Here is a 14303-nt window from a genome sequence, read left to right as displayed (position 1 = left end):
GAACTCATATCAATAATTTTTTAAACTTTTTAATATTTTTTTTAGCTAATTCTTGATCTATGAAACCAGTCATAGTTATTTTTCCACTTGAAAATAGAGTATATGTTATTCCTGCTGAGTCTTTATAAAATAGACCTGGAAACTGTTCGGGTTCATATGAAGCAGAAGAACTATTCAATGACACAATTATATCATTAAGTGATTTTTTCAGATTAACTTCATCAGTCATGACTATATTTTTTATTTTAATATTTTCTAATGTATTATTAATTTTAGCATTATGTAATAATTTTATTACTCTTTTGGAAATATTCTCTACCATTTTTATATCTTTAATACCTGTTATTAAAAATTTACCAGATCCGTAAAATGCTATATAATAGTTTTCTGGTTTTAATCTCATTTTAAGCCAAACAGGAGCTCTTTCTGTATGATCTAATTTATTTAATAGCAAGTCTAAATCAAATGGTTCTCTCATTTTTGCAATAGCAACAATATTTACAATTTCCATTATCCTTACTATAAACTCATTTAGTTTTATAATTATTGAATAACATAGATAGATTTAGTGTAATGCTGATAAAAAAAAAATTAAAAAATTAATTGATTTTCAGTGATGTTAAAAGGTTGTTGTATGCCTGTTCCGTCTGATTAAGTGCAAATCTAGGACATATATATGTTAACAAGTAATAATTGTTGTTTTTGTCGATAATAGTATACTTAGTTGCTATGTTAGTACCTACACTTCCTATCTGTGAAGCAGTTACATTGTTAACTGTTGTGGATGCCACAGATGAGTTAGTTGTATTTAATACAATATTATTGGTAGTAGGAAGATTCAAAGCACCATTTGTCTTTTGCTGCATTTGCACTACAATATATGCTGGCTGATTTTTACCACTAGCATCTGCATAATTAGCTGTTAATGTTACAGCTGAATATATAGAGCTATTACTGAAATTTCCGACCTGATTTTCCTGTGACCATGAGTTAGGATATTGGAATGAAACAGTTCCCGAGTTGAAAGTATTATTTCCCCCTAAAGCAAAAGCAAACACCAATACCACAAGAACTACAACTAAAATTATTATTCCTGGAAATAAATATTGATTTCTATCCAGATTATAACCCCCTTATTTCTTCTGTTATTATAGTTTGTTCAACGAGAATTATAAGTTTTTCTTAAAATTTATTATTATGACTTGTATGAATATTAATATATAATAAATAATTATACTAAATAATAGATTTCAGAATTAATCAGGGAGGGATATGACTGAAAAGTACAAACAAATGTCTTAAAGATTGGAATGCTACTGTAGAAGCTTTAGGTCAAGGAAAACAGACTATTTTAATTCGAAACTATAAAACCAATGCTTCTGAGTTTCTATTGTACCCAACTGTGAGTTATTCATCAAAAAAAGACTATTTAAACCATTTTCAGGAGAAATATCAGTCTTTTGTAGAAAAAAACTTATTACCTGAGAAGAATGAAGGGAAGGTTTTAATTAAATATTGTATAATAGTTGAAAATATAATTGAAAAGTCAATTCATTCGATACCATCTGATAAATATTATATTTGGACCAGAGACCACGTTAAGAAGTATATAAAAAACAAAACTGCTTTTATTTGGATATTAAGAGTATATAAATTAAAAAAACCTTACTGGGCTGAAGCTAATAGAGGTATTCAGTATGCAAATTTGAAGAAAAACGTTTCTATTGATGCAATGGAACCAATATTGACAGATAATGTGTTTTTGAATATCATTCATGATATTTAGGGGTTATAGTCGATATTGACTTGATGAGGCACATATTTTATATTTGACTATAGATCTATTTTAACTGTTTTTTTTAGGAATCTTAATTTTAAGGTTTTATAATTATCAGATATTTATCACATATTAACTAATTTAATTAATTTTTTTTATATAAACTTCATTATATGGGCCTATAATGAATTCATAGAATTTCTCTTCATGTTTATTTATTTACTTTATTTATGCATACATATCTTTAGAAATTGGATTTTTTACAAAATTAGTAAGATATAACAATTTTTTGAAGATTTGTTCATTTTGATTTTGAAGGAAAAATTATGTTTATTATATTAAAACTTCATTAAATTGATAAATAATGCCTTAGATCAATTTTCAATTATTATTATCAAATCATTACTTCGTCATACGGCCCTATGACGAAATACATTATGAAGTAATTTCTTCTTTCATGGAAGTATTTACTAAAAATAAAAAATAGGTTCGTGATTAGGTTCGTGATTAGGTTCGTGAATAGGTACTATTTATTAACTACTCATTGACTATTTTTAATTTAATTATATTGAATTATTCTCATAGGCTCTATCTCAACAGGGTTATAATCCAAATATCATAAATTCAATTCCATGAAAATAGGGGAGTTGATGATATATGAGAGTGAGTGACGGAATACCCAATGGAAGAATTGCAGAACTATCCCAACCTGAAATGTTCCAAGAACATGAAGAAGTAATCGTATTCACAAGGAATGAATTTAATCGATTTTACACTTCTATGATGGAACAAATAAACTATATCAATAATATAGATCTGTACCTGGACAGAAATGAAGACTGGAAATTAATAGGATACTGGCCTAAAATCCTACAAAGAATACACCTACTAGATAAAAATATAGATTCAATACTAACAAAAGAACCACTACAAACCTATCTCGATGCATCCATATACAACACCAACAAAACAGCCATTAAACTTAAAGTTGTACCTAAAGACAAAGTTATAATTCAACAAACATTACCATTTTAGATCCTAAGATGTAATATATATCAAATAAATAATATTTTATGGGGATTATAGTGGATACTAAACAGGAAATAATAATTCATCAAACTGCATTCGAATTTTTATCTTATAACGAAAAAGATGATGCATTAGATATTTTGCAAAATTCTAGTTTAAAATTAGTTGAAAGTTCAGATGTTCTTTTTGATGGAGATCGAACACTAACTGGATGGCATTTGTACGTTAAAATTCCGATGGATGAAATTGAATTAGTTGATGAATTGATAAAGGAAGATATATCCAAAGCTTACAATAATGCTTTGGGAGCTGATTGTTTTTTAAGAGATATTCAAGTAGAAATTAAAAAAGTCAAAAATCCATTAGATTATACTTTTTATGAAATTGAGAATTATTTTCAAATTGGTTCTAAATATGATTATGATGTAGTTTTATCATTTGCAGGGGAAGATAGAATTTACGTCGAAAAAGTAGCCAATTATCTCTTATATAAAAAGATTAAGGTATTTTATGATAATTTTGAAACAGTTGAAAACTGGGGTAAAGATCTTTATACTCATTTTGATGAAATTTACAGGAAAAAGGCCAAATATTGTGTAATGTTTATTTCAAAAGATTATGCAGATAAATTATGGACTAATCACGAACGTAGAAGTGCACAAGCAAGATCATTTGAAGAAAGAGAGGAATATATTTTACCTGTGCGTTTTGATGAAACAGAAATACCAGGAATCACTCCAACGATAGGATATATTAATGGAAATAAAATATCTGAAGAAAAGTTAGCGGATTTAATAGTGAAAAAATTATTGTTAGGTTATTTAGATATTTCTTAATTGTAAAATCCATTCAACCCATCTTTTAACAGTGCTAGAACGTCGTTTATAAGTACTTTCAGACTCAATATTATAAATATCAATTTTTTTCATATTTTCAACAATTTCATTTTTGGATGGGGGAGATGCTTTTCTAAACCATAATTTAATAATGTTTAAAAATACTTCATGTTCTAAAATACATTTAACCAAATCTAATTGTCTCTCTTTAAGGTTTAAATTAAATATTCTATTTCCTCGTTGAGTTAGTTGATAAACAATTGTTCCATTATCACTAATTTTTTCTATTAGATCTAAATATACTCCAGCAGAAGTATAATAACCCGATTGGCGTCTATCAAAAGAATATTCTTGAGTAATTTGTTCTGCGCTTAATCTATTTTCTTTGAGCATTTCACATAAATTAATAACTCTTTCAAATACATCTGCTTGTGGAAAAGGTATCTTAGGTTCTTGAATAGTTTCAATAGAATCAACTATCTTTTCGATATCTTCTATTTCAATATCTCCATCAATTATAGAATAATTTTTTTGTTTTATTAATTTTAAAGAGTTATAACAATCCTTATTTTCAAAAACATATTCGTAAAGGCTGTAGATTCCGTTGGAATATACTAAGAAAATATTTTTTATATTCTTTGATACTCGATCATTCAAAGTTCTAAATGGAAAATAAAGTTGTCTAACCAAAAAGTTTTCAGGGTATTCTATTTTTGCTTCGAATAACGACAAAAAATCTAATCCTTCATACGCACCATCAATCTCTATTTGTGAATTATCAATTTCAAGATCAAAAATTTGTGAAGATTTTGTATCTAAAATTTTAAAATCAAATTGACCGGACGTCATTCTACCCTCAACCGTGGGATAAATTTCTTTATCTTCCAAAAAATCACTAATTATCCCCGTAATATAAGCACAGTTTATTGCTTGAGTTTCACTTTTTATATTGTTAAAATCAATACTTTCTATATAACTAGGGAATACACAATTATCTATTTCTTTTGTTTTTTCTTCCAAGTTATGATACACATCAAAGCTAGAAATTACATATTTACCTCTACTTATTGGAAGAATTGAAAGATTATTATCCTTAAAAATTTGAGGTAATTGATTTTTATAATCAAATTTAGCCATTAATCGTGATTCTCGGATTAGATTTATCTCTGAAGATTCAATCTCATACATCCCTTTTTCTTCAATTTCATTCAAAATATCATGATCTTCAAATAATTTTACCCAAGCATCATCATTTTTTGTCATAATTTTTCACTAATACTTCATCAATTTGTCCTCTTTTATTTGAAACAGAATTAATTGAACGTTTTGCTTTAACAATTGCGATATTATAATCTTCATATAAATTTTTTATAAAATCAGTAGCTGAATTTGAAAGTAAAAACTTTATTCCTCTACTATTTAAATTATCGCAACACTCTTTTAGTCGTTTTTGTTCTTTTTTATTAAATCCTCCTTTATTATAACCTGTAAAACTTGAACTGTCTGAAACAGGATCATATGGAGGATCTAAATATACAAATGAATCTTTTTTAAGGGAATCAAGTACCAATTCATAATCTTTATTATAAAATACAATGTCAGATTCATTGAAATAAGAATTTACGGCCCTCAAAGTAGATTCGTTTATTATGTTAGGGTTTTTATATCGACCAAATGGAGTATTAAATTCTCCCGAACTATTAACTCTGAACAAACCGTTAAAACAGGTTTTATTTAAATATAAAATTCTTGATGCTTTTTCAACATTAGAAAGATTATTATATATTTTTTTATCCCTATCTAATCCTCTCATTTCATAAAAATAGTCTGACTCATTTTTATGTTTTTTTAAATCTAGTATTAACTCATCGACATTATTTTTGATTACTTCATATACATTCATTAATTCAGAATTTAAATCATTAACAATTGCATTTTTGGGTTGTAAATCAAATAAAACAGCACCACCACCCAAAAACGGCTCGCAATAATACTTAAATTTCTCTTTCGGCACATTCTCATGAATAACAGTGATTAATTGACGTTTTCCCCCAACCCACTTAACGACTGGAGAAACTAATGCATTTTTCATTGAATACCTCTTTCCAAACTTGGAATCAATATATATATTTTTTTATATGTTAATTGGAATATGAGCTTTATGATTAAAGCAAGTTAAGTAAGAGCATTTGAAAAGTAATTATGAAATCCAAATAGCAAATAATAAATTATAGTTTTAATTGATTATTTGATGGGGTTCTAATGTCTAAAATTAAAGAGATTTTTGGAGAGGGTTCTGGTTTAAATCTTTTAGATATAAAAAATGCCATAAATTCTGATATTTTACATGAGAATGATGAAATTGAATTCAAAGATGCTGATAGATTTATTAATGAGGAAAAAAGTAAACTTTCCAAAAAAAAGAAAAAATCAAATCAAATTAATAAAATTGTATCAGAATTGGTTAGTTTCTTGAACTCAGGGAGAGGGGTAGGATTATTGATATTGGGTTTAGAAGAAAACGATCAAATAGCAATAAAGGGCGTAACTACTCTGAAGGATAAAGAACAGATAAGGAATTTAATTTATAAACAAATAGGAACAATACCATCTAATATCAAGCCATTTAAGTTGGATATAATTCCAGTACCATTTGATGAGGGGAATATTTTTCTAATTGAAGTCGGAAGTAATAATTTGGATGGTATTTATTATTCAAAATTAGATAATAATGTTTATATCCGACGTGGAGATGAAACTAAGACTCTAGATATACCTAGTTTTTTAGAACTCTTAGCTAACAAAAATCATGCCAAAATTTTTACAAAATTTCAACAGCATGCTGATAAAGATTCTTATTCTTTTGGGATAAAACTGTACAATGAAGGTTTGGAACCTGGTAGATATATATATAATAGTATTAATGTTGTATCTAATTCCAATTTGAATTATTCGATCGAAGGGTCATCAATTGAAAAACAACGTAGTTCAGATATTGATTTGAAGAATATGAAAGGTTTCGACTTGAATATGAATGAAATAAATGTCCCAGTTAATGGATTAGATTTTGGAAGTAAAGATAAAACTATCGAATCTTCTCTAAATAAATTTTTTACTTATGATAATTTTTCTATTTCATCATTTAGAAATCTAGCGGGATATCCACCAAGTTCGATATTTATATATCCACAAGTGACATTCAGTATTGGAAAGCTTTCAATTGAAAAAAAAGATTTCAAAATGGTGATAACAATAAATAATTATGAGAATAGAGGGCATACTAAACAAATTTTTCTATTCCAAGGTGATAAAAATGGAATCACTCATAAAGAACTACTCAGTGAATATAATTCATATTTAAATCTTTAATCTAATTGTTAATGTGAAATTTTTTTGGAAAACATTTAATTAAATCCTACTGTAATAGATGATCTATAGGAATGATCTTAATTTACTGATGCAGAGATATTGGGGGATAATATGGGGCTGAGGGAATTAGATTTAAAGGATACTTATGATTCTGACACAGATGACTTATTAATTCAATTAGGTGTTTCCTATACTAATCCCGCTAATTATATTAGTGAATATTTAAAGATTATTTTATTTAGTTTTTCATTATTTACTTATATCTTCTTATTAGGCATTACGGTACGTTATTTTATAGAAGGATTAATATTAGCATTAAGAGGAACTATTCAGTTTAAATTATAGATAATTCTCTAAATATTTTATTTTTGTAGTAGTTTTTAAAAATATTCATTTTGATTAAGATTTATTTTTTAACACTTACATGTTATGACTGTTCTTTGGTGATTAACGTCACTTAAATCTTAATGAAAAGCAGTTATTGTTATGGAAATCTGTTAATATTCAGTGTGTTTAAATAAAATGAGGCTATTAACTATATTTGGTGATAAATATGAGTGAACTACCAATAGCAACAATAGGAAGAATAATAAAAAATGCAGATGCAAATATAAGAATCAGTGAGGATTCAAAAGAAGCTTTAGGAAAAGTTTTAGAACAATGTGGAGAAGATATTTCCAAACAAGCTATTCTACTTGCAAAACACGCTGGAAGAACAACTGTTAAAGCAGTAGATATTGAACTGGCAATTAAAGAAATAGGTTAATAACACTATAAATTTTTTTTATCTGTTTTTGGTGGAAAGCAGGACATTTTAGGGTTCCATTAATTTAATATTTATATCCATGAATATGGATTAAATTCTGATGGAGGAATATACATAACTTCTGCGTATCCTCTTTTTAGTAATTCTGCATTTACATTCATATCTCCAGAATAAACTACTGCAAGAACTCTTCCATATTTATCATAATGTTTAGCATCGTCAATGTCTAAACCTACTGTTTTTCCTAGACATAAACTTGATACGAAATCTTTTGCTTCTTGATATCCTGGTTGGCCTCTTTCAGGAGTATTTACTCCGACAAATCGTATTCTGCCAATACCATCCACATCGATTGTATCTCCATCAACTACATAAGAGCAATATCCACTTGCTTCATAATTTTTAGTACTTTTAGGACTATTATTTAGATTTGATAATGTATTAGAGGAGTTATTATTACTTGAAATTGAATTTGTATTATGAGAATTATTATTTTGGCTTGAATAACCTGCAATTGCTACAATAGATGCAATTAATACCAAAATTATAATTATTCTCGTTATTTTCAAAGATCTATCTCCATATGATAATTTATGATCTTCTATATTAAAAAAGATAATGAAATTATGTTTTTCCAATTCCCATTTAAATGATGCAAAGTTCCGTCGGCGCAAGCACCTCCGTCACAAAAACATAATTGTATACATAATTCATTAATAACATTTAAACACCTATATTATTCTTTTATAAGTTAAACGGAGTAATTTAAGACAAAACATTTATAAGGGCCGGATGACATAATAGTACTTGTAGCAAGATTAGTATTATTATAAAAATTGGTGGTGAAAATGAAAAGTGAGAAAGAAATAGAACAAATGGTTTTAGCTGTCCCGGATGATCGGAGACATGAAGGATGTTTAATTGGTAACAGTAACACAGGAAGATTACATTCCCCCGACTGCAGAGCAATAGACATGATGAGAGAAGACCATAAAATCCACACAGACGGGGGTCATTTCACACCATGCGGATGGTGCCATGCCTGTGGAAAAATAAGTCCTCTTAGTACTTTTCAGGATAAATCCAAAGATCCAGAAGATAAGGAAATCTGCAGAGATAAAAAAGTAATCCAACTATTCAACCAGACAGGATGTTTAAGTTGCAAATCCAAAAAAGGAATAGCAAAAATGTTCCCCGATATCCATGGTGTCAGACTAATAGGAAGAAATGGCCATTGGTGGATTTATCTAGAATGTGATAAATGCGGATACCAAACGGCCTGGTGGAAAGCCAAACAAAAATTAAAAACAATAAGAAGATAAAATTGAAGGGAATAAGGAGATAATCGTATGAAGAATGAAAAAAGATTGTATGTTTTGCTACCAAAACCGATGCATGAACAGATCTGGAAAACTTCAGGAAAATTCAAAGTTAACCTGGTTGCACAATGTTTGATGATCGAATATTTATTGGACCCAGATCTACAGAAAAGAGTTAAAACTAGAATCAGAGACGGTTTCAATAGAAATAAATAAACAGTTAAACTCTTTTTATTTATTATTTTCTATTTGTTCATTAAGAATACGTTTAGCTAAATTTAGGCATTTTTCAGATTCTTTTTTTGAACATTCTTGACCTTCATGAACAATTTTATCTCTTTTTCTTTTAAGATTCATAAAGATTTTATACTCATCATCGGTTTTTATTATTCCTAAAAGTCTTAGAGTTTCAATAATGTAGTATGCTGACCAGCGACCCGGATTTTTTAAATCATTTTTTCTATTTTTGTTTTGTTTATCATTTTCTACTATATTATCAATAATTTTTTCTTTCCATTTGATTGATAAATATCGTTCTACAATTAACCAGCTTATTATGAATGATTGCGAGTATAAATAATTCATGAAATAAGTATAACTTTCTAAATAAAAAATTAAGAAATCTTTAAAAATTTCATCATTAGTAATTTTGTCAATTGTACCAAATAATTTATATATTTTATTTTTTGATATTTTTATCCTATTAAATTCCATATTTACAGGTATATTCCATTGTGCGTTAACTAAACTTGTTCTCATGGAATTTATAGGCATAGATTGACTTCCAATCTTTCGATCATCAGGATCAATTTTAACTTCCCCCAGTTCAGATTCATTTATAATAGATACCGGAATATCAAATAGGAGTGCAATAGCCATTATTTCATTTAACTTTTTAGTTGCTTTTTTTCTATCAGTTTCCTCAATTGCAACAAAACCATCACTTTTAATTATTAAAATTTTATTTTTGTAATTGATGTCTTGAATGGTTTTTGTAAACTTTACTAATGGTTTTCTGGATAATATATCACTCAATGAAGGATTTGGGAATTGATCACCAATCCAAATTGGTGGATAAAAAAATGTTCCATATCCTTGGATGAATTTTTTTTCTCTATTCTCATTAATTGGTTTGATTAATTTTTGTTTTTTTCTTAACTTAACTTGAGAAATTATATTGAATACTTCATTTTCTGGTTTAATTTCCTGAATTTTACCTAAATGAACCCAACCAAAAGCATCTGGGCCAATTCTCATTTTTATTATTGTTGAATTCGTTTTTTTTCTTTTTGAATGTAAATTTTGAATATAATTTTTAAAAGTTTCTATTCCATTAATTAGAATAATTTTGATTTCATCTGAATATTTCCTATCTTTAATATAAATTTTAGATTCATTTCCATGTACTAATTTATTCCATTTCTCCATTTTAAGATATTCGTCGAGAAATTCAATGTAATTTTCTGAATCTAAGACGGATACACCAATATCCAAATCTTTATTATTTATAAATTTAGTAAAGAAATGGAATTGTAGATCTACATTTAATTCTTTATTTTTGATCCATATGGATTCAACTTGTACAGGTTTGTTTAAATCTTCAAGAGTTGTTAACTGTTCTTTTTCATCAGCAGATAATTTATCATATTCTTCTCTAAAATTCAAAATATAATTTTTCATCCATGAGCTAAGTTCATTTTCAGTTTTCATTTCTACCAATTCTAGTTTGATAAACTAGTTATAAATATTAAACCAATTATTTATCAAATTTTAAATAGTTTAACTAAATTATTATCTTAAAAAGTAATCATACCAATGCATTATACAATATTCAGTACTCTGATCAGGTTCATATATAATAAATAATCTAAAATCAGGAATTTGTACCTCCGGCGGAAACCTATTACAACGAGCGTCAAATCAGTATATAGCGAATTTATTACATTACGAACGCTATCGAAGAATTCGCTATATACTCAACGATTTAACGAAGTTGAATAGCTTGAGTGACGATTTATTGATTGGGTTAAAATCCATACTTTTTTAAAAATTTAGCACAATCTTCTTCATTTGATCCAAATTCAATTTTTCCATTAAAATACCTAGAAACTTCCCGCATATTATGCTCCCCCAAATCAAAGGCAGTTCCTCTTATTGTTTTATTAATTGTATCATTATCATAACCATCAAATTCTTTGATATCACTTAGGATATCTAATCTTCTTAAGTTAATAGGATCATAACCAAAACCAAGAAAATACAACTCTTTACATTTTTTACAAAAATTTTTTATCTTTTTGATTCCCATTTTATCATAGTCATGCATAGTTCTAATGCCCATTGCAGCAGATTTTAATTTCATTGAAGTAATTTTTGGATCATAAGGTCTTCCCATAGAATTTTGCCATTCTAAATCACCCAATTTTCCATATACATGGACAATGGGGATTTCGTTTATTTTTTCAGAACATTTATCATTACTTTTACCATAAAGTCTTTGAATTGTATTGAATAGGAATTCTTCAATAGATCTGTCATAATTAAAAGTAACAATTGAAATTTCATTTGAATCAAAATCTTCAAATTTCTTAGTTCTCATTCTTTTAAAAAGCAATCTGTACCAATGTTGAGGATTATTTTCTTCATATAATTTATTTTTCGATTCATATGGAATCAAAGCTTGAGCTATTGCACATTTGCCTATTTCTATTAATTCTTCTCTTGATTCGATAAATTCATCAATTGTATATGTTTGAGAACCTTTAAGGTCATTTACAAAATTTTTAACATCTTTTAGAGAATATCCAAGTTGTATAATTTCATTTAATTTCGATTCATCATTTGATAAGTTTTTAATTATGTAAGATCTTAAATCTTCTCCTGATGGGTACCCATAGGGCATACTAGCACCAGCCCCCAAAATTAAAACAGTTGCTGTTTCAAACATGATTTTTAATATTATTTACTAGTTATAAATATTTTATTAAATAACAGTATGAGATCTGAGTTACTTAAGAGTTCATTCGATAAAAGAAGGAATAATTCGATTTAAAAGGTTTTCCATACTTCAGAGTTTATATTAATAAAAATTGAAAAAAATCCAATTATTGATAATTTTAATAGAAAAATTTAAGCTTTAATAATTTAAATTATCGGTATATTACATTTTATTGGGAAAAAAATTAGTTCTGTTTACAGAATTAGTTAAATAATAAATTAACTATATTCTGGGGGTATATTGTGAAAATTCGCGGAGATTTTGTAACAAATAGTAGCTCTGTAAGTTATATATTAACAATGAAAGAAGATCTATTTGATAGAACTGTTAATATGTTTGATGGATACAACTCTGAAAGAGGGTCTTTTCTTAAATATATTAAATCAAAAATCAAAAATGAAGGCAACAAAATATCTATTGATGGAGAAGAGTTATTTTTTATGAAATTAACTTTTGGTAATGATGATATTAACCATCCTGAGGGATATTCTGAAAAAAACTTCTGGCTAGATACAGATTTTAGCAACATAAAAGATGATGAGCTTGATGAATTATTAAAGTTAGCAATAGCTGATGGACAGGATTTATTAGGTATAGGTGCAACTCTTATAGATAGTTCTTATTTTTAATATTCAATAATAATTTGGGGGAATTTTATGAAAATTAGAGGAGATTTTGTAACTAATAGTAGTTCAGCAAGTTATATCCTAGCAATGAGTGAAACATTTTATAATGAAGTTTATCTAGAAGAAAGTGGTATGGATCCGTTTATTAAGTATTATATGGATAAAATTAAAAATGAAGGAAATAAAATTATTATAGATGATGAAGAAGTATATTTATTGAAATTGGATTTTAATACTCAAGATGGTATAACCTTAGATGGAACTGAATATGAAGTAAGTAATTCAGAATTAGATTTTGTAATGCATACTTATGATGTAAATGATTTAGATGATGAGACGTTACTTAAATTTTTATATAATATTGTAATAACTCGCCCAAATTTATTATACGGTATTGGGTTGACAGTTGTATATCATAATTAATGATACAATGATTAGAAAACATTATGATGGCTATAACTTTGTTGGAATTCCTGAAACGGGAATTACGTTTAGATGGGGTAAAAATTTTAAAGAAAATCCATATATGGCTCCTTGGCCGGAATTAGCAGATATTTCAATATCCAATTACTGTACTAATGAATGTGAATACTGTTATAGGTCTAGTAATCCTGAAGGTAAATTAATTTCAATCAAAAACTATGAATTTATATTGGAACAGTTAACAAGCAATAAATATGGAGCAGTATTTCAAGTTGCATTGGGTGGAGGGGAACCTCTTTTACATCCAGATTTTAATGAAATTTTGGAGATAACTAAGGAAAAATTTAATATTATTCCCAATTATACAACAAGTGGAAAATTTTTTGATGAAAAGAATATTGAATCAACAAAAAAATATTGTGGAGCAATAGCAATTTCTTATGATCCCTATAGAGATTTATCTTTGGATGAACTATATAAAATAGGGTCTAATTTATTTGAAAATGATATTAAAGCAAATATTCATTATGTAATATCCGAAAAAACTTTAGATAATGCAATTGAGATAATTGAAGGAAAATATGATAAATATTTTGAGATGTTCAATGCGATTATTTTTTTAACTCATAAACCATTTGGAAGAGCAGATAACCAAGATTCTATCAAATCACCAGATAAACTCAATTCATTCTTAAATTTGATAGATAATCCAATTTCTAAAGTTAGAATTGGTTTTGATGCTTGCTTTGTTCCGATTCTAATGAAAAATACCGATGTAGACAATAACATGATAGATAGTTGCGAATGCGGATTTTTCTCAGTTTATATAGATGAAAACTTAAATGTAATGCCTTGTTCTTTTTGTAATAATGATAAATACAAATATAATTTAAAAGAATTTAACTTCGAAGATATTTGGCAAAACAAATTTTTAGATTATCGGAATAGTATAACCGAATATGGTAGAACAGATTGTGGAGATTGCGATAAATTAAGTGAATGCCGGGGAAAATGTCCATTTTTTGATGAATTATTTTTATGTGAAATATTATTTTAATATTTTATTTTTTAAAATTTCAAGTGGTTTTGCACTGAGATTGTTTGAATAGTTTTACTGAGATGGCCTGGATAGTTTTACTGAGATGGCCTGGATAGTTTTA

General features: G+C 27.2%; 18 protein-coding genes. 11 read left to right on the top strand and 7 right to left on the bottom strand.

Annotated elements, in window-relative coordinates; translation table 11 throughout:
* Positions 1 to 4: 4 nt before the first annotated feature.
* Both K8N75_RS00260 and K8N75_RS00255 read right to left on the bottom strand, forming a co-directional pair.
* Positions 5 to 511 carry a TBP family protein gene (locus tag K8N75_RS00260; protein WP_223790170.1) on the bottom strand — a complete coding sequence of 169 codons (507 nt, stop codon included), beginning with the start codon at positions 509 to 511 and terminating at the stop codon, positions 5 to 7.
* Between the two features lie 88 nt (positions 512 to 599).
* Positions 600 to 1058, bottom strand: coding sequence for a hypothetical protein (locus tag K8N75_RS00255; RefSeq protein WP_223790169.1), 459 nt, complete (start codon positions 1056 to 1058; stop codon positions 600 to 602).
* 218 nt (positions 1059 to 1276) lie between these two features.
* Between K8N75_RS00255 and K8N75_RS00250 the strand changes: the two genes are divergently transcribed.
* The 3 genes from K8N75_RS00250 (at position 1277) to K8N75_RS00240 (ending at position 3642) form a co-directional block, all read left to right on the top strand.
* Positions 1277 to 1786: a DUF1802 family protein gene (locus K8N75_RS00250; protein ID WP_223790244.1), complete on the top strand. Its 510-nt coding sequence runs from the start codon at positions 1277 to 1279 to the stop codon at positions 1784 to 1786.
* A gap of 648 nt (positions 1787 to 2434) precedes the next feature.
* Positions 2435 to 2812, top strand: coding sequence for a hypothetical protein (locus tag K8N75_RS00245; protein ID WP_223790168.1), 378 nt, complete (start codon positions 2435 to 2437; stop codon positions 2810 to 2812).
* 50 nt (positions 2813 to 2862) lie between these two features.
* Positions 2863 to 3642 carry a toll/interleukin-1 receptor domain-containing protein gene (locus K8N75_RS00240; RefSeq protein ID WP_223790167.1) on the top strand — a complete coding sequence of 260 codons (780 nt, stop codon included), beginning with the start codon at positions 2863 to 2865 and terminating at the stop codon, positions 3640 to 3642.
* On the opposite strand, the gene K8N75_RS00235 is transcribed toward K8N75_RS00240, so the two are convergent.
* Together K8N75_RS00235 and K8N75_RS00230 are read right to left on the bottom strand one after the other, a co-directional pair.
* A complete protein-coding gene (locus K8N75_RS00235; protein ID WP_223790166.1) occupies positions 3628 to 4905 on the bottom strand; it encodes a type II restriction enzyme in 1278 nt (425 codons plus the stop codon). The genes K8N75_RS00240 and K8N75_RS00235 overlap by 15 nt on opposite strands.
* On the bottom strand, positions 4892 to 5734 hold the full coding sequence (locus K8N75_RS00230) for a DNA adenine methylase (RefSeq protein ID WP_223790165.1): 843 nt from the start codon (positions 5732 to 5734) through the stop codon (positions 4892 to 4894). Before K8N75_RS00230 ends, K8N75_RS00235 begins: the two co-directional genes overlap by 14 nt.
* A gap of 170 nt (positions 5735 to 5904) precedes the next feature.
* Here K8N75_RS00230 and K8N75_RS00225 point away from each other — a divergent pair, with 170 nt between their 5' ends.
* The 3 genes from K8N75_RS00225 to K8N75_RS00215 all read left to right on the top strand — a co-directional run bounded on the left by K8N75_RS00225 (position 5905) and on the right by K8N75_RS00215 (position 7777).
* A complete protein-coding gene (locus K8N75_RS00225) occupies positions 5905 to 7011 on the top strand; it encodes an AlbA family DNA-binding domain-containing protein (protein ID WP_223790164.1) in 1107 nt (368 codons plus the stop codon).
* Positions 7012 to 7122: 111 nt separating this feature from the next.
* Positions 7123 to 7356 carry a hypothetical protein gene (locus K8N75_RS00220; protein ID WP_223790163.1) on the top strand — a complete coding sequence of 78 codons (234 nt, stop codon included), beginning with the start codon at positions 7123 to 7125 and terminating at the stop codon, positions 7354 to 7356.
* A gap of 208 nt (positions 7357 to 7564) precedes the next feature.
* Positions 7565 to 7777 (top strand): histone family protein, encoded by a 213-nt coding sequence (locus tag K8N75_RS00215; protein ID WP_223790162.1) that lies wholly within the window; start codon positions 7565 to 7567, stop codon positions 7775 to 7777.
* 71 nt (positions 7778 to 7848) lie between these two features.
* Here K8N75_RS00215 and K8N75_RS00210 read toward each other — a convergent pair whose 3' ends face one another.
* The gene (locus tag K8N75_RS00210) at positions 7849 to 8346 is read right to left on the bottom strand and encodes a thermonuclease family protein (protein ID WP_255590746.1); all 498 of its coding nucleotides are present in this window, start codon (positions 8344 to 8346) and stop codon (positions 7849 to 7851) included.
* A gap of 279 nt (positions 8347 to 8625) precedes the next feature.
* Here K8N75_RS00210 and K8N75_RS00205 point away from each other — a divergent pair, with 279 nt between their 5' ends.
* Complete coding sequence (locus tag K8N75_RS00205) at positions 8626 to 9099, top strand: hypothetical protein (RefSeq protein WP_223790161.1); 474 nt, start codon at positions 8626 to 8628, stop codon at positions 9097 to 9099.
* 27 nt (positions 9100 to 9126) lie between these two features.
* Positions 9127 to 9312, top strand: coding sequence for a hypothetical protein (locus K8N75_RS00200; RefSeq protein WP_223790160.1), 186 nt, complete (start codon positions 9127 to 9129; stop codon positions 9310 to 9312).
* A gap of 15 nt (positions 9313 to 9327) precedes the next feature.
* Here the strand turns inward: K8N75_RS00200 and K8N75_RS00195 are convergent, their stop codons facing one another.
* Positions 9328 to 10524, bottom strand: a complete 1197-nt coding sequence (locus K8N75_RS00195) for a hypothetical protein (RefSeq protein WP_223790159.1) — start codon at positions 10522 to 10524, stop codon at positions 9328 to 9330.
* Positions 10525 to 11122: 598 nt separating this feature from the next.
* Positions 11123 to 12043, bottom strand: coding sequence for a hypothetical protein (locus tag K8N75_RS00190; RefSeq protein ID WP_223790158.1), 921 nt, complete (start codon positions 12041 to 12043; stop codon positions 11123 to 11125).
* A gap of 293 nt (positions 12044 to 12336) precedes the next feature.
* On the opposite strand from K8N75_RS00190, the gene K8N75_RS00185 reads away from it, so the two are divergent.
* Genes K8N75_RS00185 through K8N75_RS00175 form a run of 3 tightly spaced genes read left to right on the top strand, consistent with a single transcriptional unit; the run spans position 12337 to position 14200 of the window.
* Positions 12337 to 12723 carry a hypothetical protein gene (locus tag K8N75_RS00185; RefSeq protein ID WP_223790157.1) on the top strand — a complete coding sequence of 129 codons (387 nt, stop codon included), beginning with the start codon at positions 12337 to 12339 and terminating at the stop codon, positions 12721 to 12723.
* 27 nt (positions 12724 to 12750) lie between these two features.
* Positions 12751 to 13143 (top strand): hypothetical protein, encoded by a 393-nt coding sequence (locus K8N75_RS00180; protein WP_223790156.1) that lies wholly within the window; start codon positions 12751 to 12753, stop codon positions 13141 to 13143.
* A 7-nt stretch (positions 13144 to 13150) separates the two neighbouring features.
* Positions 13151 to 14200: a radical SAM/SPASM domain-containing protein gene (locus K8N75_RS00175; protein WP_223790155.1), complete on the top strand. Its 1050-nt coding sequence runs from the start codon at positions 13151 to 13153 to the stop codon at positions 14198 to 14200.
* Positions 14201 to 14303: the final 103 nt, after the last annotated feature.

Origin of the sequence: Methanobacterium spitsbergense (assembly GCF_019931065.1) — an archaeon.
In the GTDB taxonomy this organism is placed as follows: domain Archaea; phylum Methanobacteriota; class Methanobacteria; order Methanobacteriales; family Methanobacteriaceae; genus Methanobacterium_B; species Methanobacterium_B spitsbergense.
The sequence above is the reverse complement of the archived record's forward strand: the minus strand, read 5'-3'. Positions and strand labels throughout refer to the sequence as shown.

Bases quoted from the DNA above. Each gene is read 5' to 3' on its own strand.
- K8N75_RS00260 (WP_223790170.1), bottom strand. From the start codon at position 511: ATGGAAATTGTAAATATTGTTGCTATTGCAAAAATGAGAGAACCATTT.
- K8N75_RS00245 (WP_223790168.1), top strand. From the start codon at position 2,435: ATGAGAGTGAGTGACGGAATACCCAATGGAAGAATTGCAGAACTATCC.
- K8N75_RS00235 (WP_223790166.1), bottom strand. From the start codon at position 4,905: ATGACAAAAAATGATGATGCTTGGGTAAAATTATTTGAAGATCATGAT.
- K8N75_RS00230 (WP_223790165.1), bottom strand. From the start codon at position 5,734: ATGAAAAATGCATTAGTTTCTCCAGTCGTTAAGTGGGTTGGGGGAAAA.
- K8N75_RS00225 (WP_223790164.1), top strand. From the start codon at position 5,905: ATGTCTAAAATTAAAGAGATTTTTGGAGAGGGTTCTGGTTTAAATCTT.
- K8N75_RS00220 (WP_223790163.1), top strand. From the start codon at position 7,123: ATGGGGCTGAGGGAATTAGATTTAAAGGATACTTATGATTCTGACACA.
- K8N75_RS00215 (WP_223790162.1), top strand. From the start codon at position 7,565: ATGAGTGAACTACCAATAGCAACAATAGGAAGAATAATAAAAAATGCA.
- K8N75_RS00205 (WP_223790161.1), top strand. From the start codon at position 8,626: ATGAAAAGTGAGAAAGAAATAGAACAAATGGTTTTAGCTGTCCCGGAT.
- K8N75_RS00200 (WP_223790160.1), top strand. From the start codon at position 9,127: ATGAAGAATGAAAAAAGATTGTATGTTTTGCTACCAAAACCGATGCAT.
- K8N75_RS00195 (WP_223790159.1), bottom strand. From the start codon at position 10,524: ATGGAGAAATGGAATAAATTAGTACATGGAAATGAATCTAAAATTTAT.
- K8N75_RS00190 (WP_223790158.1), bottom strand. From the start codon at position 12,043: ATGTTTGAAACAGCAACTGTTTTAATTTTGGGGGCTGGTGCTAGTATG.
- K8N75_RS00180 (WP_223790156.1), top strand. From the start codon at position 12,751: ATGAAAATTAGAGGAGATTTTGTAACTAATAGTAGTTCAGCAAGTTAT.
- K8N75_RS00175 (WP_223790155.1), top strand. From the start codon at position 13,151: ATGATTAGAAAACATTATGATGGCTATAACTTTGTTGGAATTCCTGAA.